Annotated in this window: 23 protein-coding genes and 1 pseudogene; 7 read left to right on the plus strand and 17 right to left on the minus strand. The window is 38.5% G+C overall.

What is annotated here, in order from left to right; translation table 11 throughout:
• Positions 1 to 35: 35 nt before the first annotated feature.
• On the minus strand, positions 36 to 887 hold the full coding sequence (locus tag CUU64_RS03325) for a metallophosphoesterase (RefSeq protein WP_101631848.1): 852 nt from the start codon (positions 885 to 887) through the stop codon (positions 36 to 38).
• A 169-nt stretch (positions 888 to 1,056) separates the two neighbouring features.
• Here CUU64_RS03325 and CUU64_RS03330 point away from each other — a divergent pair, with 169 nt between their 5' ends.
• From CUU64_RS03330 to CUU64_RS03340, 3 genes are all read left to right on the plus strand, one after another.
• Complete coding sequence (locus CUU64_RS03330) at positions 1,057 to 2,196, plus strand: MGDG synthase family glycosyltransferase (protein WP_483861833.1); 1,140 nt, start codon at positions 1,057 to 1,059, stop codon at positions 2,194 to 2,196.
• A gap of 94 nt (positions 2,197 to 2,290) precedes the next feature.
• Positions 2,291 to 2,938, plus strand: a complete 648-nt coding sequence (locus tag CUU64_RS03335) for a DUF2238 domain-containing protein (RefSeq protein ID WP_101631850.1) — start codon at positions 2,291 to 2,293, stop codon at positions 2,936 to 2,938.
• Positions 2,939 to 2,999: 61 nt separating this feature from the next.
• Positions 3,000 to 4,667 carry a DUF6044 family protein gene (locus tag CUU64_RS03340; protein WP_101631901.1) on the plus strand — a complete coding sequence of 556 codons (1,668 nt, stop codon included), beginning with the start codon at positions 3,000 to 3,002 and terminating at the stop codon, positions 4,665 to 4,667.
• A gap of 547 nt (positions 4,668 to 5,214) precedes the next feature.
• On the opposite strand, the gene glsA is transcribed toward CUU64_RS03340, so the two are convergent.
• From glsA to CUU64_RS03360, 4 genes are all read right to left on the minus strand, one after another.
• Positions 5,215 to 6,156 carry a glutaminase A gene (gene glsA, locus CUU64_RS03345; protein WP_101631851.1) on the minus strand — a complete coding sequence of 314 codons (942 nt, stop codon included), beginning with the start codon at positions 6,154 to 6,156 and terminating at the stop codon, positions 5,215 to 5,217.
• A gap of 389 nt (positions 6,157 to 6,545) precedes the next feature.
• A complete protein-coding gene (locus tag CUU64_RS03350; RefSeq protein ID WP_101631852.1) occupies positions 6,546 to 6,758 on the minus strand; it encodes a hypothetical protein in 213 nt (70 codons plus the stop codon).
• A gap of 381 nt (positions 6,759 to 7,139) precedes the next feature.
• Complete coding sequence (locus tag CUU64_RS03355) at positions 7,140 to 7,481, minus strand: hypothetical protein (protein ID WP_101631853.1); 342 nt, start codon at positions 7,479 to 7,481, stop codon at positions 7,140 to 7,142.
• Positions 7,482 to 7,794: 313 nt separating this feature from the next.
• On the minus strand, positions 7,795 to 8,976 hold the full coding sequence (locus tag CUU64_RS03360) for an iron-containing alcohol dehydrogenase (RefSeq protein ID WP_101631854.1): 1,182 nt from the start codon (positions 8,974 to 8,976) through the stop codon (positions 7,795 to 7,797).
• 351 nt (positions 8,977 to 9,327) lie between these two features.
• On the opposite strand from CUU64_RS03360, the gene CUU64_RS03365 reads away from it, so the two are divergent.
• Entirely contained in the window at positions 9,328 to 9,954 is a 627-nt protein-coding gene (locus CUU64_RS03365) for a LysE family translocator (protein WP_101631855.1), read from the plus strand.
• A gap of 52 nt (positions 9,955 to 10,006) precedes the next feature.
• Here CUU64_RS03365 and CUU64_RS03370 read toward each other — a convergent pair whose 3' ends face one another.
• From CUU64_RS03370 to CUU64_RS03395, 5 genes are all read right to left on the minus strand, one after another.
• Positions 10,007 to 11,344 carry an amino acid permease gene (locus CUU64_RS03370; protein ID WP_101631856.1) on the minus strand — a complete coding sequence of 446 codons (1,338 nt, stop codon included), beginning with the start codon at positions 11,342 to 11,344 and terminating at the stop codon, positions 10,007 to 10,009.
• Between the two features lie 301 nt (positions 11,345 to 11,645).
• The gene (locus CUU64_RS03375; protein ID WP_101631857.1) at positions 11,646 to 12,146 is read right to left on the minus strand and encodes a metallophosphoesterase family protein; all 501 of its coding nucleotides are present in this window, start codon (positions 12,144 to 12,146) and stop codon (positions 11,646 to 11,648) included.
• 568 nt (positions 12,147 to 12,714) lie between these two features.
• A complete protein-coding gene (locus CUU64_RS03385) occupies positions 12,715 to 13,350 on the minus strand; it encodes a biotin/lipoyl-containing protein (protein ID WP_101631859.1) in 636 nt (211 codons plus the stop codon).
• A gap of 57 nt (positions 13,351 to 13,407) precedes the next feature.
• Positions 13,408 to 15,042, minus strand: coding sequence for an MFS transporter (locus tag CUU64_RS03390; protein WP_257985399.1), 1,635 nt, complete (start codon positions 15,040 to 15,042; stop codon positions 13,408 to 13,410).
• A gap of 209 nt (positions 15,043 to 15,251) precedes the next feature.
• Positions 15,252 to 15,680, minus strand: a complete 429-nt coding sequence (locus CUU64_RS03395; protein ID WP_101631860.1) for a MarR family winged helix-turn-helix transcriptional regulator — start codon at positions 15,678 to 15,680, stop codon at positions 15,252 to 15,254.
• Between the two features lie 355 nt (positions 15,681 to 16,035).
• On the opposite strand from CUU64_RS03395, the gene CUU64_RS03400 reads away from it, so the two are divergent.
• Positions 16,036 to 16,251 carry a hypothetical protein gene (locus tag CUU64_RS03400; RefSeq protein ID WP_101631861.1) on the plus strand — a complete coding sequence of 72 codons (216 nt, stop codon included), beginning with the start codon at positions 16,036 to 16,038 and terminating at the stop codon, positions 16,249 to 16,251.
• 263 nt (positions 16,252 to 16,514) lie between these two features.
• Here CUU64_RS03400 and CUU64_RS23055 read toward each other — a convergent pair.
• Together CUU64_RS23055 and CUU64_RS21830 are read right to left on the minus strand one after the other, a co-directional pair.
• A pseudogene (locus CUU64_RS23055) lies at positions 16,515 to 16,610 on the minus strand (metallophosphoesterase family protein); the annotation flags it as partial.
• A 22-nt stretch (positions 16,611 to 16,632) separates the two neighbouring features.
• Positions 16,633 to 16,776 carry a hypothetical protein gene (locus CUU64_RS21830; protein ID WP_180954446.1) on the minus strand — a complete coding sequence of 48 codons (144 nt, stop codon included), beginning with the start codon at positions 16,774 to 16,776 and terminating at the stop codon, positions 16,633 to 16,635.
• A 51-nt stretch (positions 16,777 to 16,827) separates the two neighbouring features.
• Between CUU64_RS21830 and CUU64_RS03410 the strand changes: the two genes are divergently transcribed.
• Positions 16,828 to 17,892 (plus strand): DUF3900 domain-containing protein, encoded by a 1,065-nt coding sequence (locus tag CUU64_RS03410; protein ID WP_101631862.1) that lies wholly within the window; start codon positions 16,828 to 16,830, stop codon positions 17,890 to 17,892.
• Between the two features lie 161 nt (positions 17,893 to 18,053).
• Here CUU64_RS03410 and CUU64_RS03415 read toward each other — a convergent pair whose 3' ends face one another.
• The 3 genes from CUU64_RS03415 to CUU64_RS23060 form a co-directional block, all read right to left on the minus strand.
• Entirely contained in the window at positions 18,054 to 18,266 is a 213-nt protein-coding gene (locus tag CUU64_RS03415; RefSeq protein ID WP_101631863.1) for a hypothetical protein, read from the minus strand.
• 414 nt (positions 18,267 to 18,680) lie between these two features.
• Positions 18,681 to 18,881 carry a hypothetical protein gene (locus tag CUU64_RS03420; protein ID WP_101631864.1) on the minus strand — a complete coding sequence of 67 codons (201 nt, stop codon included), beginning with the start codon at positions 18,879 to 18,881 and terminating at the stop codon, positions 18,681 to 18,683.
• A 212-nt stretch (positions 18,882 to 19,093) separates the two neighbouring features.
• On the minus strand, positions 19,094 to 19,213 hold the full coding sequence (locus CUU64_RS23060; protein ID WP_374702694.1) for a YolD-like family protein: 120 nt from the start codon (positions 19,211 to 19,213) through the stop codon (positions 19,094 to 19,096).
• Between the two features lie 236 nt (positions 19,214 to 19,449).
• Between CUU64_RS23060 and cspC the strand changes: the two genes are divergently transcribed.
• Positions 19,450 to 19,650, plus strand: coding sequence for a cold shock protein CspC (gene cspC, locus CUU64_RS03430; protein ID WP_044394619.1), 201 nt, complete (start codon positions 19,450 to 19,452; stop codon positions 19,648 to 19,650).
• A gap of 203 nt (positions 19,651 to 19,853) precedes the next feature.
• Here cspC and CUU64_RS21835 read toward each other — a convergent pair whose 3' ends face one another.
• Together CUU64_RS21835 and CUU64_RS03435 are read right to left on the minus strand one after the other, a co-directional pair.
• Positions 19,854 to 20,027: a hypothetical protein gene (locus CUU64_RS21835; RefSeq protein ID WP_180954447.1), complete on the minus strand. Its 174-nt coding sequence runs from the start codon at positions 20,025 to 20,027 to the stop codon at positions 19,854 to 19,856.
• A gap of 53 nt (positions 20,028 to 20,080) precedes the next feature.
• Positions 20,081 to 20,284, minus strand: a complete 204-nt coding sequence (locus CUU64_RS03435) for a hypothetical protein (protein ID WP_101631866.1) — start codon at positions 20,282 to 20,284, stop codon at positions 20,081 to 20,083.
• Positions 20,285 to 20,482: the final 198 nt, after the last annotated feature.

The raw sequence follows: 20,482 nt of genomic DNA on the forward strand, positions 1-20,482 counted from the left end.
AAAAAAGGACTGTTAACCCTCACTGTTAACAGTCCTTACATTGCAGATAGCGATTGTGTTTGAAGGGTCGATACTGATAATTGATGCAGCGTAATTTCAGGACGGCTGCCGATTCGGATATTCACTCCTGTTTGGCCGAGTCCCTCATTAATATAGAAAGGTTTTCCATTTTGCATGTGAAGCCCTTTTATCATATTCATCCGAACAAGCTTACCCATTTTCACAAGATGATATGCCTTCGGGTAGCAAATCTGCCCGCCATGGAAATGGCCAGCCAACAAATAGTCAAAATGGAATTGGTCCATATGAAGGACAATATTCGGGTCGTGTGTTAACACTAAATTCGTACCGCTTTGCATGTCTTTATATGATGCAGCAAGGTTGCTTCGTCCGGTGGAAAAATCATCGATCCCGATAATATTCACAGGTTGTCCATGAACATCGATCACTGTGTTTTCATTCTGTAGGACGGTAACACCGTTCTGCTCTAGCACCGTTTTCAACTTTGTCAGATTTTCACCGCGCAATACATAGTCGTGATTCCCGAGCACCGCATACATTCCGTGTTCAGCATTCAATTCATTTAATACCTTTAAATAAGGAATAAGCTTCGGAATGGTACGTTTACGGTCAAGGAAATCACCAGTAAGTGCAATAAAGTCGATCTTTTCGTTTTTCAACTTTTCATAAAGCTCAGCCGGGGAAATAGAGATATTTTCCAAATGCAAATCTGATAGCTGCAGTATATTTAAAACTGGACCGTTTCCTTGGTCATCAGCGGAATTGATCTTAATTTTGTTAAGGACAATGTCCTTAGTATTCTTATATGCGCGATTTATTAAATAGAGTAAAAGCAAAAGTAATACTGCAAATAATACGATTTTCATTTCTTTCACCTCCACTAAGCATTATACATGAAAAAAGCCTTAAATCTGACGGTAATTACTGGCGCTAATGGCACAGGTCTTTTTACTCAGTTGAAAAAAGAATAAGGACATGCATAATAAAGAAACTAGTAAAAGGATTATAAGAACCCATTCTTGTCGAGGTGGCTGACTGATGCAATATTCAAAAAGTAAAACCCTACTTTTTTTACCTTTCCTACAGATTCCATCCGGGCACCATCAGGTTGCTAAAGCGTTGATAGATGGCATACAAAACATTCAACCAAAAGTTAATTGTGAAAAGGTAGATATTCTTTCCTATAGCTTTGGAAAGATAGAGGGACTGGTATCAAATGCATATCTTAAATGGATCCATGCCTTTCCCGGTCTGTACAGTCATGTATACCGAAGCAGTGTTTATAAAAACGCGCATGAGGATAAACGGTTTAAGGTGTATGAACTCCTTTTTTTACCGTACATGAGAAAATTACTTTCAGAGATGAAACCAGCTGCCATTGTATGTACCCATGGCCTGCCCTCCTATTTGGTTAATTACTTGAAGGAAAAAAGAGAGATAACCGTGCCTGTGATCAATGTCTATACTGATTATTTTATTCATAATATCTGGGGGATCCATAAGATAGATTATCACTTCGTTCCGACAACTGATATGAAACAATTTTTAATGGAAAAAGGATTGAACGAGGATCGTATTTTTTTAACTGGGATTCCGATTCATCACAAAATCACAAAACAGACCAAACGCCCAACAGGTTTCACCCTGAATTCCCCATTATCTATATTGATTACTGGAGGGAACCTAGGTGTAGGTGCAATCCATGATATTGTTACGAAAATAGAGGATAACCCCCATTTTCACTTTTATGTGCTATGCGGTAAAAATCAAAAAGTATATCAACGGATTACAAATCTTAAAAAGAATAACATTACTCCACTGGGTTATATAGAATCTAGAGAAAAAATGAATGAACTTTATGACCGTATGGACGGGATTGTGACAAAACCGGGCGGAATTACAATTAGTGAATGTCTATTTAAGCGGAAGCCCATTTTCATTTATCATTCATTACCTGGGCAAGAAGAGATTAATGTGGAAAAACTTGAAAAATCAGGGTTAATCATTTCACTCCACGGGTGGAGAGGTGAACGCCGATCCTTAGAAGAGCAATTAAATAAATTTTATACGAATAACACCCATGTTGAACGGTATCAGGACAGTATTCAGAACTACCAAAAGAGTATCATTGAGAAAGCACCCTGGACAATTTTAGAAGAAATCTTGAATTTGTAAAAAGCATATAGATCATTTCAGCTAGATGTTTGTTGTTAAATTTCTAATTAAGGAAATGATATAAATGATTCAGTGGTTGATATGATTGTCTACTATGGGAGTGAAAATAGTGCAAACGAGCAGCAGGACTAAACTTCATTTATTCTTATTACTGATTGTTATAGGTTTCTTTATCTGGTCGGCCATTAAGCCTGTGAGGTATTCAAACTGGGCTCTCGAAGTAAGCCCAGCGGTTGTTGGAGTCATTATAGCCGTTATTATGTATAAAAAATTCCGCCTAACTACCCTCTCGTACTTCATCATCACAATTTTATCCGTTGTCGTATTCATTGGCGGCCATTATATATATTCCAATGTCCCTATGTTTGATTGGATAAAAGAGCAATTTGATTTAGGGCGCAACTTATATGACCGGTTTGGCCATTTTCTTAAAGGGCTGCTCGCCATTGTGATTAGAGAAATACTATTACGAAAAACACCGTTAACGAAAGGCTTCTGGGTAAACATAATTGCCATAAGTATGATTCTTGCGATTGCTATGCTCTACGAAATTTCAGAATGGCTATTCTCTTATATTTCACATGGGGGTAGAGTTTCTAAAGACTTTCTAGGGACCCAGGGTGATATTTGGGATACCCAATGGGATTCGACACTTACATTGGTTGGATCCATTCTTTCATTGCTTTTTTTTACAAAACTTCACAACCGGCAGTTAAAAAAAGAAGTGAATACAGAGCCTTGAGCCTTTGTTTACTGATCCGGATGATTTTAATTTTTTTCCATAGGGTGTGTGTGGTTTGCGAATTGAAAACGATGAGAAAAGACTAATCATCTTTGCTCTGCTTATCATAACCTTATATCTTTCACCGCTATTTATTCTGGGGGAAAATGCACATATCCGTGTACACGATAATTTGGATTCTAATTTGGCCTGGTATAAGGTTCTAAAAGAAAGCGGTAAAATATTTGGCTCTATTAACTCCTCTATACCTCAAATCATAAGTGGAATCCCGAGGAATACATTCGGCAGTGAGTTTAGTGCAATCGTTTGGATCTATGCCCTGTTTCCTACCATGTATGCTTATGCGATTAGTCAGGCAATGACAAGAGTCTTTGCTTTTTTTGGCATGTATTTGCTTCTTAAGGATCATTTCCTTAAGGAACCACATTGGGTAGGGGTACGTGTTGGAACTTCATTGGCATTTGCCCTGACTCCTTTTTGGCCTTCTGGCATGCTTAGCACTCTTGGCATGCCGCTCGCTCTGTGGGCATTTTTAAATATCCGGATGGGGAAAAGGCACAGGAGGAATTACCTGGCACTTACCTTGCTGCCGTTATATTCAAGCATTGTTCTCGGGTTTTTCTTTTTTCTAATTGCTATAGGAATTTTATGGGTAACGGATGTTGCGAGAGGAAAAGGCTGGAATATTAGGTTTTTACTTTCCATTGTTTATATGGCGCTGATTTACGGCCTTGTCGAATACCGTCTTGTGTCTTCATTCATTTTCGATCTTGAACCTAACAGCAGGGATGAGTATTTTCATGCTAAACTGCCGCTTTGGCGGGTAATACGGTTAATTATCCGTAATTTCATCCTGGGACATGTACATGTCATGACAGTCCATGCTCTCGTCATTTTACCGGTCACCATTTATGCCCTTTATATAATACTTGAAAAAAAACTTTGGAAACAAGAAAGAGTTTACGTGTTCTTGTTCGCGCTGAACGTTATCCTTTCCACTTGGTATGCCTTTTGGTTTTATGAAGGCTGGTTACCTCTTACGGAGCGATTTCACTTTTTGGATACATTTAATTTCGCCAGGTTTCACTTTTTAAGGCCGATGATTATCTATGTCAGTTTCGCCCTTGCATTAAGAATCATCTATATTCATACTGTCTTCACAAAAAGGACTCTGTCGATTTTTATGGCGGCCCAAATTGTTATATTAATGGCCTTCAATGAAGAAATTATTTTTCACAATTCACCAACCGTAAAGGAGTTCTATGCTGAGAGGCTTTTCCAGGACATCAAAGAACATATCGGACTGCCTCAAAAGGACTACCGTGTTGTAAGCATCGGCATTCATCCTGCAATTGCACAATATAATGGGTTTTACACACTTGATACATATAATAACTTTTACCCGTTACGTTATAAACACCAATTCCGCCAGATCATTGAAAAGGAACTGTCTAAAAGTAAAGCGATCCAAATCTATTTTGATGAATGGGGCGGACGGTGCTACCTTTTTACTTCAGAGCTTGGAAAAAACTATATGTTGCAAAAAGATACCAAAAAGAGGCTGAGAAAACTGGAACTGAATATATACCAATTTACTGAAATGGGCGGGAAATATATATTCTCAGCGGTACCGATTGATAATGCAGAGCAGAATCATTTAGTGCTCGATAAATTGTTTACAGATAAAAGTGCTGTGTGGAAAATTTATTTATACAAGGTACACCTCTGAATTTCATTGGTCCATTTCTAAGTTCTACCCTTTCATGATACTCATAATGGTCTTGGACAAATGATCAGTGATTTTGGATAAATAAAGATATTTTCGGCCAGATTTTTAGCTTGATTAGACAAATCAAAATGAATGTTGGCAATCCTAGTGATTTTTATTCTCAGGGGCAATGATTTACTGAGTGAATAAATAGATCAAACCCTTACATTGATGTAAGGGTTTTCATAACGAAGCTTCGAAATAGATTTTGACAAAGAGATGATAACTAGGTTTAGAAATATAATCTAACCATTGCAAAAAACATGTGATTAAGCTTTGCCAGTTAGAGTAAAGTGCTTATTCTAGCGTACTGTTCCTTAAAAGGTATTGCCTGCCTTGATCCGTTAAATATTCACAGGGAGAGGAAACGACAGACCAACAATCGGAACAATATCTATTTTCAGTTGTTGTGTATGCTATTTCCTTGGACCTCTTACAAATGGAACAAATCATAAGAATTCTCCTTACACTTTTTTATCAGTTTGCCCTAGGAATTACCAATTTATACTTATATATTAAACATGCTCAACGAATATTTTTTTGCCATCATCTCCAAGAGTTTTATCCCTGCAATGCTATTCCCCTTCTCGTCCAGGGCAGCGCCGTAAATTCCAATGCCGCATTTTCCGGGTACCGATCCCATGATTCCCCCTGATACGCCGCTTTTGGCAGGAATCCCTACATTAATGGCAAATTCACCCGAAGCATTATACATTCCACACGTGACCATAAAGGTTTTGCATATACGGGCGATGTCTTCGGGAATTATTTGCTTATCTGTCAGGACATCTTTTCCATTCATGGCAAAGACACAGCCAATCCTCGCCAAATCCTTGCAGTCCATCTCGATGGCACATTGTTTAGTATAAAGCTCTATCAAGTCTTCTATCTTTTCGTGAATAACATCCTGCTGCCTTAAGAAGTAGCTCAGGGAACGATTTAAGTCCGACGTTTCATACTCAGACCTGGCAACTTCTTCATTAAAGCCGATATCCGGATTTTGTGCCATACCACGCACAAAACGCAAGATTCGTTCGAAGCGTTCATCTACACTCTTCCCTGAAATCATATGCGTTACCGTTAAAGCCCCTGCATTAATCATCGGATTTAGTGGCTTGGAAGGCCTGTTAGTTTCCAGCTTTGCGATAGAATTAAAAGGGTCGCCTGTCGGTTCCTTTCCTACATAGGAAAATACATAGTCCTCTCCCTTATCCATTAACGCCATAGCCAATGTCAGCACCTTGGAAATGCTTTGCAGGGTCAATTTATCGTTCACGTCCCCGGCACAAAAACCCTTTCCGTCCGGATAGGAAATTGCTACAGACAAGTCATCCGGCTTTGCCTTCTTAAGTGCCGGAATATAATCCGCTACTTTTCCTTGTTTTGTATATTCTTTAGCCTCATCGACTAACTGCTGTAATTCTTTATTCGATCTGCATTGGCTTACCAAGCCGCTCACCCTTTGTTATCATAGTTTGTACACCAGCGTGTAGCCTGATTATTATTACCATTTCCTAGGCGAGCTAATTACAAACGAAGGATAAAAAATATCATAACGAACTTATTGGTTAATTCATCGTATAAGTCCATATGATCGTGAAGAGGAACGTAATTGCAACGAGAATAAAAGTATAACAATGATTACTGAAGAACTTTTTCACATCAAGCATATCGGGAGCCTCCTATTGGTTATATTAATAGGTATGTCCACTCCCTCTAAAATATGAAAAAAACACCATTTTGTTCAAGCCCATGCTGCTTGTGAATGGTGTTTTTCGCAATCTATTCTTTTGGCAACCTTATCTTTACCCATCTGTTATTCGTGATAAACGTCTCAGCTTATAATTTATCCTCTATTGTGTCAATAATCTCGTCAATGGTATCTGATACATCATTTGTGCGTCTGGCAATCGAAATGCTGAACTCTAGTAATTCTTTATATGAAGAGACTGGGATCATTGTGTTTGTTTTTTCATATTCATTCAACTGGAGACCAATGTTCTGCAGAATCATTAAAACTTCTTCCATAGACCCTTTTTCTATCTTATACATTGTATTTCCCCCTAATAATGTATTACTTATATTTATCGGTTATTTCACCAAATAATGCAATGGAAATTTTTTCTTTTTACCAGTTTTGAACTTTTTTTCAAAAAATAAGAAAATTATTGTAAAACTACAAGAAATAGTTAATTAGTGTACCTATATGTGGAAAATATTAGTAATAATCCCTCTTTTTCCGATCATCACTTATTCTTTAAACTTCTAATAATAGTTGATTACTTCAGGAGGAGTATGATCGTTCAGGGTAGTATAATGTGGTTAGAAAAGAAAGTCCTTCTTTAATTAAATAGTGTTCCATGCAAATAGACATAGCTCCTGGCCATGTCTATTTCTCTTTTGAATAGATGCTAAAAGTGTTTTCACTATATCCTACTCCACTGCGCGCATATCGGTTATTGTATCATCTTGATATTTAATTAATGCTTTTTCCCCAATCTGGAAGTCCAGGTATCTCTCACAATCTAATACAAGGATCCTGTCATTGCTGAACTTCATCGCACACACAGGCCCATCCCCTTTTGCTTTCACTTGTTCGACCTCTTGCGTTTTTACGCCGGTAACCTTTCCGGACCCATCAGCAGCGTAATATTTTTCGATAATTGTTACTTCCTGCTCGATGCTTCCCGAACGCCCCAGCCAAATGAATATTAATACAGCCAAGACTGCAAGTAAAATGAGCAGTGTTAAGATTTTTGATTTTACGGTAACCATATGCCTCTCCTTTATATGTAGTTTTACTATCCGAGTATGTATGTACGGAAAGGATGATATATGACAAACCTTTCACTGTATCACAAATTTCGTACAGTTCAGATTTCCACAAATAAAAATTATAACAATCCCCTGCGTGAACGTGCAAATAACAAGAACGATACTAAGACAATCACTAAAATATTCACAATTCGCTCATTGTTTGCTAGTTCTTTTTACACCATATTTTCTTAGGATAAACCTAAAAGCCCCGAACAAAGGACTAGTAGATGCCCAATGATTCGGGGAAGCTTTTTATACCTTATAATAGTCGTTACACAGGCTCTTTGATTTCTCCGTTAAATGCAGCTTTATAGATCCTTCGGATATCTTCCTGTTCCAGCTTTAAAGGGCTTCTCGCCAATAATCTTGTTTGCTTGGTTGCGTCCTCTGTCAATTTATCTAACGCTTTTTCCGGAATGCCGAATTCCCCTAGTGTATTCGGTATACCAACATCCGCTACAAGTCTTTTTAATTCATCCACACATTTTAGGCTGGCATCTTCCTCAGATAAAAAAGCAGAGTTGCCTCCTAGTGCATTTAAAATATCCCCCATCTTTTTACTACAGCTTTTACGGATGTAGCCCATAACATATGGAAGGAGAACAGCATTCGAATCACCATGGGCAATGTGGAATTGCCCACCGAGCGGGTAAGCCAATGCGTGAACACCCGCAACGCCCGCATTAAAGAAGGCAAGTCCTGCGATATAGCTTCCCTGGCTCATATCGATGCGGGCTTCTTTATCATTACCGTTATGAACCGCCTTACGGATAGAACGGCTAATCAGACGAATCGCCTGAAGCGAAAGGCCTTCGGTGGTTGGGCTAGCATTCACGGACACAAAAGCTTCTATAGCATGTGTTAAAGCATCGATTCCCGTCGCCGCCGTTACCTTAGGAGGAACAGAAATTGTTAGCTCCGGATCTACAATGGCTGCGTCAGCTAACAAATAATCATGCGTTACCACATCCTTCGTGCTCTCCAGGGACAGTACAGAAATATTTGTCACTTCCGATCCAGTTCCAGACGTTGTCGGAATCAATAATTTTGGGAGCCCTTTTTGAGATATCTTTTTGGTTCCGCTTAAATTTAAGTAATCCGCCACTTTTCCGTCATGGACAGCCATTACCGCAGCGAGCTTTGCCAAATCAAGCGCACTCCCCCCTCCCAGGCCGACTACTAAATCAATGTCTTTTTGCTTAATAAAGGATGCAAGCTTCTCCGCAATTTCAATAGGCGGCTCCGGAACCACGTCCGTATACACTTCAACCGCATATCCTTCTTCAATAAGTGGATTTTTCACTTTGTCCACTAGCCCAATTTCTCCCAGGACCGGATCGGTCACAATTAAAATACGTGAAGCATCATATTTTTTCACTTCCGGAACAAGCTGTTTTAAAGAACCCCACCCTACATGGCTTAAAGGGTTGAAAACGATTGTATTCATAGGCATTCCACACTTCCTCCTGTTTTTAATGAAAAAATAACCCTCTATATGAATTCGTTTCGTTTTATAAAAATCCTGTTTATGTAGCATAAATATGAAAAAAGACGCCTGGCAAAATGCCGGCGTCTTTGATGCGTACCTGCGGCGAAGGACCGTTTGGCCACATCCAAACGTTTAGCAAAGATGCTTGTCCTTCGGCTTATGCAAGTTAGCTCATCGCTATATGAATATAACATGTAAAGAACAAAAAAACAACCCTTATTCGAATTGTGCCTTCCCTCCAAATTTTTGTAGTACAAGCGCTGGTCAGTGAATAAAATGGTACGAGCACTGACCTACAAATGAGGTGAACGAGAAATGCACATTTTAATTGGTTATATTTTTTTAGGCTTATCCCTGGCAGCCCCGATTGGCCCCATCAATGCAGCACAGCTGGACCGCGGCATTAAAAATGGATTCTGGAATGCCTGGGTTTTGGGGCTCGGGGCTGCCCTGGCGGATGGGATATATATGATTCTGGTTTATCTCGGTGTTGTCCATTTTCTTGAGACACCTTTTATGAAGACCTTTCTATGGTTATTTGGATTCTTTGTGCTTACATATACCGGAATTGAGAGCATAGTCAGTGCCGGAAAAATAGCAACAAATGAAAGAAGAAACAAAGAATCCTTATTGAAATCCTTTATTTCTGGATTTTTTATGTCGATTTCAAACCCGTTAACGATTTTATTCTGGCTTGGCATATTTGGATCAGTTTTGGCTAACGCCTCTTCAATATATGATTTTGATCATCTGCTGCTGTTTAGCGGAGCTATTTTTCTCGGCATCTTCATCTGGGATTTTTCAATGGCATTCATGGCAAGTACTGCGAGAAAGTTCCTAACTCCTACCATCCTAAAAATTATCTCAATAATTTCCGGATTATCGCTTATTGGATTTGGTATCTATTTTGGAATCGAGGCAGTAAAGGTATTCCTCGCCTAACAAAGATTTTCACCAACTAATACCATCCCTAACACAGGGGAAAGATGGATAGCTAGGATTCATTTGTTTTCCATTTCCTCCTCATGATCAAAGTAGCAATAGCGATTGCGGCAAGAAAGGCCAATGAAATAAAAAAGCCTGGTCTGCTCGTTTTTTCAAGTAAGGTGCCTGAGATGGCAAGTAAAATGAACAAAAGGCCGATCCACCGCTTTATTTTATCCCGCGATTTAAGCTTCATCAGCTTATTAAAGGAAAACAAGATGAACATCCATGTATATAAAAGCATCAACCCAGCAGCTGTGGTTATATGTTCATATATGCTATCCGGCAAAAGCAGCGACATGAGGATCGATAATGCCAGCCCTCCCGCTGTGACGCCAAGCGAGGGTACAGATACTTTGAATTTTGTTCTTTTTGAAAAGAATTTTGGGGCATCTCCATTTTCCGAAAGAGTAGCCAGTATGTTGGTTACCGCGAATAAGGAAGCAACCATGGTGGAAAAGCCTGCAATGATTAGAATTCCGTTAAAAACGTGCGGCACAAAAGCTAGACGGTAATCGCTGAGGGCAATAACAAACGGGCTCTCGTCTGTATTAAATCTATTCCACGATACTAAGAGAATCGCAAGCCCCACCGATATTACATAAATGATTGCCAATGACATTAACATGATCTTACCGGCTTTTGGGCCGTCCTTCGGATCCTTAAGTTTTGTGGCCATCAATCCCATGATTTCAATGCCGCCAAACGTGTAAAACGCATAAATCAATGAGGCCCATAGCCCGGTCATGCCGGAAGGAAATAGCGAGGGATACTCCATCTTAATATCGGGTCTGTTTCCATGATCGCCGAATACTCCGAATAATGCTAACGCAGCGATTACGATAAACATGAAAATCCCAAGGACTTTGATTACCGCCATCACATTCTCGACTTTTTCGAAGCTTTTCGTTCCCATGAAAATGACCAAAAGGCCAAGTACGGCATAAATGGTAGCCATAATCCATAACGGTATGTGCGGAAGCCAAAACCGAGTGAACAAACCAAGAGCGGTCAATTGGCTGCCCATGATAAGAATTTCTGAAGCCCAATATACCCATCCATTGCTAAAACCGGCCCATCTTCCATAAGCATGCTTCGCATAGGCAAAAAAGGATCCCTTTTCCGGGTGATCTGCCGTCAGCCTAGCCAACGCATCAAACACTACATATGTAGCAAAGGCGGCAATAAGGAATGCAAACAGTATGGAGGGTCCTGCTTTTTTTATTCCGATTCCTGATCCAAGGAAAAAACCAGTTCCTATGATACAGCCGACCCCCAGAAGAGACAGCTGCCACCATTTTAATTTCCCTTCAGCAGACCCGCAGGCCTGGTCTTTTTCTGAAGTCATGACAAGTAATCCCCCTACACCATGATTTTTGCTTAGTTTTAGGAGAAGGGAACTTGATTATGTATAGAGTATTAGGAACTATTTTCCTTACGTTGGGAAGTATCTGTTATTGTAAATTCGGGGAGATTAGTGGCTAATCGGTTCGTTGTTCTGCGATAGTAAAGACAATTCTAAAATCCCAAAAAACTTCCATATCTAGAGAGGTTTAGCCAACGCTAGTCTGGAAGGATCTTTGAGGCAAGCGGCATGGCTAAACAAAAGAAAGATCACCGTTATAATGCCAAACCAAATACTATAACGTTTAATCTTTGTTCTCAAAAAAAATATGTTCCGCCTGCAATCTGTGTTTTTCAACCGAAATTATACCATAAGAATACATCGGCTGCCTTCTTTTCTCTGTTGGGGAACCTGGATTGAATAATAGCACGCCGTTTAGTTCCTTCTTTAACGGAATGTGGGAATGCCCAAAAATGATCATATCGACGCTTTCACCCTCAAATGTTGCGATTGCCCGTTTTTCTGTCGTCCCTTTTTGGCCATGTCCATGCACAATTCCAATCCGCTGGCCATAAATTTCAACCACCTGCTTTTCTGGGAGCTTTTTCTTCATTTCTTCACCATCAACATTGCCAAAGACTCCTTTAACCGGAGCGTACCTCATCAGTTCTTCATAAACATCCATTGTCTGCCAGTCTCCTGCATGGATGATCAATTCTGCTCCTCTAAGTCCCTCAATTAATTTTTCCGGAAGTTTTTTTCCCCGCTTCGGCATATGTGTATCAGAAATAACGATGATTTTCACAGAAAATCTCCTTCATTGCTTTTTAGAATTTATAACCATATTATCCTTAAATTTTTACCGCCAAACAACTCGGTAAAAAATTCAGTTTGTCGGTTCATTCTTCATTTCCATCCTTCTATAGAACCGTTTTTGTTGTAATACCGAGATTAAGGAATAGGTTTTAATTGCTGGTTGTTACAATTTTTCAACAATTTTAAAAGCTCTATTGATGCAAAAAAAATATAGGTGTAGTCTCAAAAAAAAGTTTTTTAGAAAGAAGAGATTGAAAGTGAAGAAAGTAATACTTCTTTTTGCAGCTATGATAATCGCCAGCTCATTAGGCCACCAAATAAATGGGGGGTATAAGGACCCGCGTAAATCTCGACCTAGATATTTTCATTTAAAATAGAATGCCAGCATAAATTTAGAATGTACAACGTAAAAAGGCGACCAGCTTTAAAAGAAAACTGGTCGCTTTACTCAGTAAATTGAATCAAACTTTGTTTATAACTTGTGATTTTGCAAAATTAAAAGCCCCCTGACTTGGTACTTAATTGACATCAGGGGGCGTCCTCTTTTTATAGAAGCATTATAATGAAATCTTGATTTCTGCGTTCATTCCAGGCAATACTTTGTCAGATGGATTTTGGATAGAAACTTTTACTGGAACTTTTTGGGTTACTTTGGTATAGTTGCCGCTCGAATTTTGCGAAGGTAAAGCGGAAAACAGGGAATTCGTAGCATAACCAATTTCCTCCACCTTCCCGTCAAATAATGTTCCAGCATCTCCGTCAACGGTAATATCAACACTATTCCCGACTTCGATTTCTTTTAAATCCGTTTCTTTGATGTTTGCTGTAATATATAGATGGGCCATATCGGCTGTCTCTGCAAGAACCTGGCCTGCTTGGACGGTTTGGTTCAATTTGGCTTCATTTTTGATGATAGTACCGTTCATCATTGTGTTGATAGAAACAGTCTGTTTACCATCTGTTACTTTCCCGACTGTTTGCTTTTTAGAAACATCTTTTCCTTCTTTTACATCCCAATTGGTCAATAAACCAGAAGATGGTGCAACCACCTGAATCATATCGGCTGATACGATAGCATCGTCTGTTTTGACATAATTCTGCTTTTGATAATAGAGGTAACCCCCTGCTGTAATTAATGCAAATATAATCACGATACCTATAGTATTTATTAAAATTAAACGACCTTTACCCATTCTCTCATACTCTCCCTATCTTAAAAATGTTCCTTTGAACAGCTGTCCCATCATTTCTTATGCAGAAGGATCTGCAGCTTTTTTCTCTTGCGGAGCAGGCAGAAGTATTTTTTTTGGCTTCTGAACAAGTGACCGCCCCTTGCCCGTTACAATTTTTCCAATTGAAGCAACCAGCATGATTGCCCCCAATGCCTGCAAAATTGTAAACAAGTCATGATACGCACCCAGAATCGCGGCCTTTTTCGAATTTACTACGAGCTCATAAGATGCCATATTTTTGGCGTTTGATAATGAATATCCCTTCCCTATCAGCTCATGAATTAAATGAGTCATTTCCATTTTAAAGTGTAAACCGTTTTGATCAAGGTGTCCTCTGATGCTTTCATAATGGAATGCATTCTGTCTAATCAAAAACCAACCAATAAAAGGAGAAATTACCGCACCTATGAAGTTACGAATGGAATGTAATGTAACAGATCTCATGGAAGCCTTATGAATATCTCCGGCTAATGCCGCTCCCAGTGCTCCTGACACCAATACCATACTGATTCCGGCTCCGAGTAAGGCGACCTGGAAATATAATGATGGTAAAGAAGCTTCTGATCCAATGACTTTCCATTTAATACTTACATACATTACCGCCAATGAACCAACAAATCCAAGAACACCTGCCCCCAATTTATCATAAAGCACCGTTTTGAGAACGGCTGTCACCACAATTCCTACAAAGAACCAGCCATAAAAATGTGATAGATACACAAAAGGAAGATCCATATTATTACGCAAGAAGCCGTTTATCCCGGCAAGTGCTACAATCAGGGCTACATGGGAGGTTACCGCCATTACCATCCCCGAAAATGGTTTTGACGCCTTTAATGTACCAAAGGGTACCAGAGGAGTTTCTGCCTTTAGGTCAACAAAAACGAACATAATTAACAATATTAGCGCCATAACCAAAAATGGCCAAACATAAAGGGATAGGAATCCTTTTTCTTGCAAATTGCATAGCGGAAAAGCAAGGACGACCATAATCAGAGTTAACAAAAATACTCCTGTTTTATCTACTGGTTTATGACTTTCCTCCGACTCATTATTTTTTGGTAAACCAAAAAAACCAATTATTAAGCATAATATTGAGGAAAGCACATTAAGCAAGAATAACCAGCGCCAAGCATCCGTGGTTAAGGAAATGGATCCAAATAAAGCACCCATTGCACTTGCACCAAATAACCCAGTGATAATCATAAACAAAAATATGTTTCGGATTTTGTTTGGGAAGGACCTTAAGCTAACGGGCAAAATGTTTAAAAACAGCATCCCGGCACTCAATCCCTGAATGATTCTACCAATAACAAGCGTAATGATTTCCGGAGAAAGGGCACTAATAATAGAACCGCAAAGGAAAATAAAGACAAACAGTAAATAATTTTTCCTCAAACCAAATTTCCTTGTAAGCACAGGACCGAGTGGTACGCCGAGTGCAAAGGCCAAATTCGACAATGTTGATGGCAACAGCAGCTCATTTGAACTGAAATGAAGACCATTCTGTATAATGCCTTGATTTAAAATATAGGAAAGGTTAGAAAAGTACTGCGACCCAATTCCAAATATCGTTAGTAGGGATATGATCAAATATTGCGGGACAGCAACCCTTTCTGTCTCTGACGCAGACGTATTAATCCGCTTACTCACCTATATTCCTCCTTTCCATTTCATAATGATGTTTGGATTTTGTAAAAACCCTCTCGTATATTGCGTAATGCAAGTTGTATTATACAACATTAAAATGAAAAAAAAAATTCAAAAATACTCTTTTTATTACTCATTTACAGGTTTATGAAAAAAGACTGTGACGATCGTCATCAGCCTCCTTCATCTACTTCTTCTTTATTAAATCCCGATTAATTGCCCCAACTCTTAAAGTCGCGATTAAGACGTGTCAAGTTAGCTTCCAGCTGTTTTAATTCTTCGACCGTCCACTCATGGAGGATCTCTGCATATACAGCATTGCGTGCCTTCTGTACCCTATGCAGGATTTCTTTCCCCTCTTTCGTAATTTGTACTAGACTGATTCGGCGATTATTATGATTTGGATAGCGTTTTATAAAGTTCTTTGACTCTAAATTTGAAACCTGCCTGCTCGCTGTTGAAAGGTTTAGCATTAAAGTGTCAGAAAGCACGTTAATCGCTAAAGGACCATTTTCATCCAGCTCACTTAGCATGAGATACTCGGACCTGTCCAGACTACCCAGCCGAGGACTATGAGCTGTTGTAAGACGAACAAGCAAGGCAATTTCATATTCAATTAACTGGAGTAAGTCTTGATTCAAAATTTTCCCCCCTCATACTAACACCGTTCATTGTTTACATAAGCGAATGATCTATATGTATATTATAAGATGAAAATTAAATTGATGTAAATGAAGCACTTTTTATCATATTACCCGACCCCCGGTCTATGACTTCGTTTTTCCCCTATGTCCGAAGGTGATATTTCCAGTAAACCAAACGGTCAAAGTAACTATAAATAAAAATTGAAGCGTTTTTTTACTGCAATAATTCCAACACTAGTAAATTATTTAACAATGAAAGGTTTATTTCTCATTCTAAACGGCTATAAAAATGTGGATAAATGACGAATACTTTTTATAATGATTCATACCAAAACCCGGGAGGAATAAGTGTATGATTACCGCTACAGTAAACGATAATAAAAGTTCAGTCATAAAAAACTATACTATTAAGAGCATATGGTCAAATAATGACTACATAGTAACGCTAGATATTCTATTGCAGGACGGAACACTAATCAAAAATGCCAAGCTGGAAATAACCAAAGAATGGCTGAATGCCAATAACGGGGCAATGGAAAATGCTGTTAGGGCAGCTTTAGGGGACTAATACATAGATATTGTTGAAGATGGGTACTGAAAACCTTTTCCTATTTGTTTATTGCTTACGCTTGAAATATAGTTATATCAACAGTAAACGGTATTTGGATAATCAATCAAATAGACAGCCTTTTTAACATGGGTTAATCCAGCGCAAATGAGGGAATTTCTTCGTCATTCCTTCCAGCCATCACTATGGACAATCCTAATTATTTGTTTACTATTGATTTCTAAACATATTTGTCTGCAAGATGTCCCTAAATTTCTTCACCGTCAACAATTACCATAGACTCCTTTAACCGGAGCGTACCTCATCAGTTCTTCATGCACATCAATTGTCTGCCAATCTCCCGCATGGATGATGAGTTCTGCTCCCTCTAAGTCCCCTCCATTACTTTTTCACGAACGTTTTTACTCGATTCCGTATTGTGTTTAAAAAAATGGCAAGCTCCTTCATTTTTACGGTAATTATATCAATTTTATCCTTAATTAGTGCCGCGGAAGAACTGGGTGAAAAAACGGTTTGACGGTTCATATTTCCTCTCCTATACTAGTAAGGTTGATGACTAAGAAATAGGTGATTTCTATGGACTTTTCAATTTCATTTCTATCATTTTATGTAATTCAAGTTGAAGGCAAAGGCGAGCAAGCGGATAAAAGATATAAACATTTTCAAACGTTGGATTCGGAGGATTACGAAAACAGCCCGTTAAAGGATTTCCTTGACGGGGAACTCATGAAAATATCAAAAAGGAAAGTCGACCGCCATCCAAAAGCCGAACAAGTACCAACAAAAATCGGCCATTTTATTGTGGAAGCAGGCCATGACCTTGAGTCCAATCCAAACTATAACCTGTTTAACCGGATCCGGCTCGCAAAAAACAAAGAAGTGTTTCAGGAAGAAAGCGAACAATTCGTTCGATCCTATATTGATACAAGCGCTGTTCGAGGTGGTGTGTTTTTAGTAGCCAATGCCAAGCTCACAAAGTATTTCGATGAACCGTTCGTGTTTATTATGAAATGCGATTTTGAACCAAAAGTTGCTTCCATTTCAGATGAATCTACTCTCATCCGAAACGTGGAAATGGCCATCACGACCAAAAATATGAAATCCATCCAATATCCATACATGCCAGAAGAAGGAATGGTCGAAGAAGGCGAACTAAAAATCCACCAGTCCTCCCATGCACGTTATTTTGAAGATTTCTTGAAGTTTGTGGAGTATGGCGAATCCATGCCTGAAATCATGAAGGCACAGGTCATGAACATGGTCCAGGAGCATGTGTATGAAACCTTCGAGGATAACAGTGAGGAACTAAAGCAATTTGAGGAAGATTTGGAAATTTGGGAAGCCAGCGAGAAACGGGAGATACGGGAACGCCTTGACACCCATCAGGTAGTCGAAGCCGCCGCTCAAATTGTTGAGCAAACTCCTGATGCCCAACTCCAAATGAAGCTCGGAGAAACAACCGTCAAAGGATTGCTGGCTGACTTCGGGCAGAATCTACACTTAGCCAAGGTAAACGGGCGTTATGTCTTAGTGGTGGAAGCGGAAAGCATCACCTTTGAAAAAGGCGTTTCCCCGATTGAGTTTCATAGGCCTGATGAATTGCAGGAGATTATGAACAAGATACAAAACAAAAATATGTAAACTGAAATTAAATTTTTTAACATTTTATCGAGTTTCCTGGCTCCACAATTTCATTTCATCAAAATACATCATTTTTAGGAAGAAAGATACTGGATGTAAAACTACGGGGGCAATGGTTGACATCGTCGGTTTTTCTTCCTTTACAATGAAAAACATCCGAATTATTCGGATGCATACTTAACTATTCCATGTACATAAACAGAGTATTCTCGTGGAATATACTCTCTTAATTTGATTCTTCCTTCAATTTCTAACTCTGTGACCCATTTTTGAATGTTATGTTCGTCACTCTTTCTAGCCTTTGGAATCTCAATTGAAAAAAGGTTTCCTCGACTAGCTTTCTGAAGATTTTTTAACAATATCTCCTTATTCATTGGGTCATCCCTTCCTGTACTACATAATAGTATTCGACACAAAATGATATAATCCTTTGTGGCATGACAATTGTCGGAAAGAATAACACAAAATAAAAGCCAATCATTATTATTCGGTACATTATTATCGACAATAGAAACGTCTCTCTGAAGATTCAGTGTAATCACTGGGTTTTTATTCACTAATATGTAAGTCATTGACTTCACAAAAAAAGTAAAGAAGGAATATGCTTAAAGGGTCATTATAACGTGAAAGGGAAATTTATATTGATTCACTACTTGATAAGTCAACACAAAAACTGTCATACAGAGGTTCACTGAGAAAGACTCTATTTCCTGTAACGACAGGCTGTCTTCCCTTGGGGTTAGGCAGGTTTGTTTTAGTTGATTTAAAGCATCCCTTAACGGAAGCTCTTACACTTCACTATAACTTAATACTTTAAATTCTTTAGAGGGACGTTCTATGACTCGTGATAATTCTGCCACAATGTTATCGTAGTTGTCTACTTCACTATCAGTACGTTCAACATCAACATTGGTGTATTTATAATTCTTGTTCGGTACTAAACTTTTACCAATACGGTCAAATAACAAATATTTCACTTTATAACTCATAGTAATCATCTCCCTTTGTCTACTCTTTCGACACAAAGGAGATATTTCCTGCTACTCCACTACAACGACCTTAACTATGTCCTCAAACTTAATCTTTATTTTGTAATAACCCTCTGTTTGCTGCTCTAAATAAACCACCTTATGTATTGGATCTAATCTGTGAACTACCCCCTAATAATCCCATTCAAAACCGTCTTCCCAAACTGATATCTTCAAGAGATAATTTCCATCGCATAGCAAATTCTGTTTTCAAACTCTTCGATCTTGTACTCATCTAAAATCGGTTTAGCTTGTCGGGAATAATCCTTATTCAATTCGTTTAGCATTTTCAAATGTTCAGGATGAAAAAAGCGGCTTTAAGGAAAAGTGTAACTCCGAGGGACAATGTTCGCTTCATTTTTTCTTCCTTAACAATGGTCTTGCATTTTTTTCCGTTTCCTGTTAAGATTAAAAAGAATTATTTTTGTTCGGTGTAAAGGATAGTATAAGTATCGACTTTTCGTCTTGATGATCACTTTGGGCAGGGATAGTTAAACATTGTGCTTTTATGCACTAGGAGGCAACATAAATGGAACAAGGTACAGTTAAATGGTTTAATGCAGAAAAAGGTTTTGGATTTATCGAACGTGAAGGTGGAGACGATGTATTCGTTCACTTCTCTGCTATCCAAAGTGAAGGTTTCAAATCATTAGACGAAGGTCAAAAAGTTACATTTGACGTTGAGCAAGGCGCTCGCGGAGCACAAGCTGCTAACGTTCAAAAAGCTTAATCTTGAATGAAACATACCTAAACTGACAGACTCCCTACAAAGAGTCTGTTTTTTTGTTTTACAAAACACTCAATAAAAAACCCTACTCAACGAGTAAGTAGGGGATGGTACAGGTAAAGTAAAAAGTTCAAAGCTTAAAAGGTTCTCTAAAGTATAGCATAGTTATCGCAGTATGGGTAATTTTTAACAGTATTTTTTTCTTGTTAGTTCTTTTTAACTAGCTCATCTTCGAAGTAAAAAGTTGATGGATGCTCTTTTATGGTATAAGAATACTGCTTCATGTTTTTGATATACAGCCATGTATTTATGGTTACGAATTCATCAGTTGTTTTTATTGTTACTTTATCTCCAAATTGATACTTGTTTTTGTCTGCCACACTTGCACCCCCTATTTCAGTAACTACACTTATCTGTTTTCGTAAGTCGTCATTTAATTTCCTATTATTTGTATTCCAATTAATAATTGAAGGGTGTGATGGGGAAGAAAATGAATATCGTTTTGTTTTGGGTCTAAGTAAGAAATCTCAACTGTACTTTCAGGATTAAGTCTTTGATGGTCTTGTGTTATTTGCTCGATTTTACGATCCAATTCCTTTTGGTTATTTGCAAAAGTGATTGTAGTCATTGTAGTCATTATAGAACTCCTTTTTATGTCTATTTAGACAAAAGTGACATCCTTCCTCCAATTCACTTTTAGAAATTTGTCCCAAGGTTTTATTCCTCAACCTCTATCTTAACATTATATCCAGAATTATTGTTTCTAAGAGCTGGACAAAAAACACCCTCGAGGATATTGTTAGTCCGGCGAACTGAGTAATCAACTGGGTGATAT

Origin of the sequence: Bacillus sp. V5-8f, assembly GCF_002863565.1 — a bacterium.
GTDB lineage: Bacteria > Bacillota > Bacilli > Bacillales > DSM-1321 > Peribacillus.

What these genes read in the sequence shown, in the direction of transcription:
- CUU64_RS03325 (WP_101631848.1), bottom strand. Translation starts at nt 887, where the DNA reads ATGAAAATCGTATTATTTGCAGTATTACTTTTGCTTTTACTCTATTTA.
- CUU64_RS03335 (WP_101631850.1), top strand. Translation starts at nt 2,291, where the DNA reads ATGGGAGTGAAAATAGTGCAAACGAGCAGCAGGACTAAACTTCATTTA.
- CUU64_RS03350 (WP_101631852.1), bottom strand. Translation starts at nt 6,758, where the DNA reads ATGTATAAGATAGAAAAAGGGTCTATGGAAGAAGTTTTAATGATTCTG.
- CUU64_RS03355 (WP_101631853.1), bottom strand. Translation starts at nt 7,481, where the DNA reads ATGGTTACCGTAAAATCAAAAATCTTAACACTGCTCATTTTACTTGCA.
- CUU64_RS03360 (WP_101631854.1), bottom strand. Translation starts at nt 8,976, where the DNA reads ATGCCTATGAATACAATCGTTTTCAACCCTTTAAGCCATGTAGGGTGG.
- CUU64_RS03365 (WP_101631855.1), top strand. Translation starts at nt 9,328, where the DNA reads ATGCACATTTTAATTGGTTATATTTTTTTAGGCTTATCCCTGGCAGCC.
- CUU64_RS03370 (WP_101631856.1), bottom strand. Translation starts at nt 11,344, where the DNA reads ATGACTTCAGAAAAAGACCAGGCCTGCGGGTCTGCTGAAGGGAAATTA.
- CUU64_RS03385 (WP_101631859.1), bottom strand. Translation starts at nt 13,350, where the DNA reads ATGGGTAAAGGTCGTTTAATTTTAATAAATACTATAGGTATCGTGATT.
- CUU64_RS03400 (WP_101631861.1), top strand. Translation starts at nt 16,036, where the DNA reads ATGATTACCGCTACAGTAAACGATAATAAAAGTTCAGTCATAAAAAAC.
- CUU64_RS21830 (WP_180954446.1), bottom strand. Translation starts at nt 16,776, where the DNA reads ATGAACCGTCAAACCGTTTTTTCACCCAGTTCTTCCGCGGCACTAATT.
- CUU64_RS03410 (WP_101631862.1), top strand. Translation starts at nt 16,828, where the DNA reads ATGGACTTTTCAATTTCATTTCTATCATTTTATGTAATTCAAGTTGAA.
- CUU64_RS03415 (WP_101631863.1), bottom strand. Translation starts at nt 18,266, where the DNA reads ATGAATAAGGAGATATTGTTAAAAAATCTTCAGAAAGCTAGTCGAGGA.
- CUU64_RS03420 (WP_101631864.1), bottom strand. Translation starts at nt 18,881, where the DNA reads ATGAGTTATAAAGTGAAATATTTGTTATTTGACCGTATTGGTAAAAGT.
- cspC (WP_044394619.1), top strand. Translation starts at nt 19,450, where the DNA reads ATGGAACAAGGTACAGTTAAATGGTTTAATGCAGAAAAAGGTTTTGGA.
- CUU64_RS03435 (WP_101631866.1), bottom strand. Translation starts at nt 20,284, where the DNA reads ATGACTACAATGACTACAATCACTTTTGCAAATAACCAAAAGGAATTG.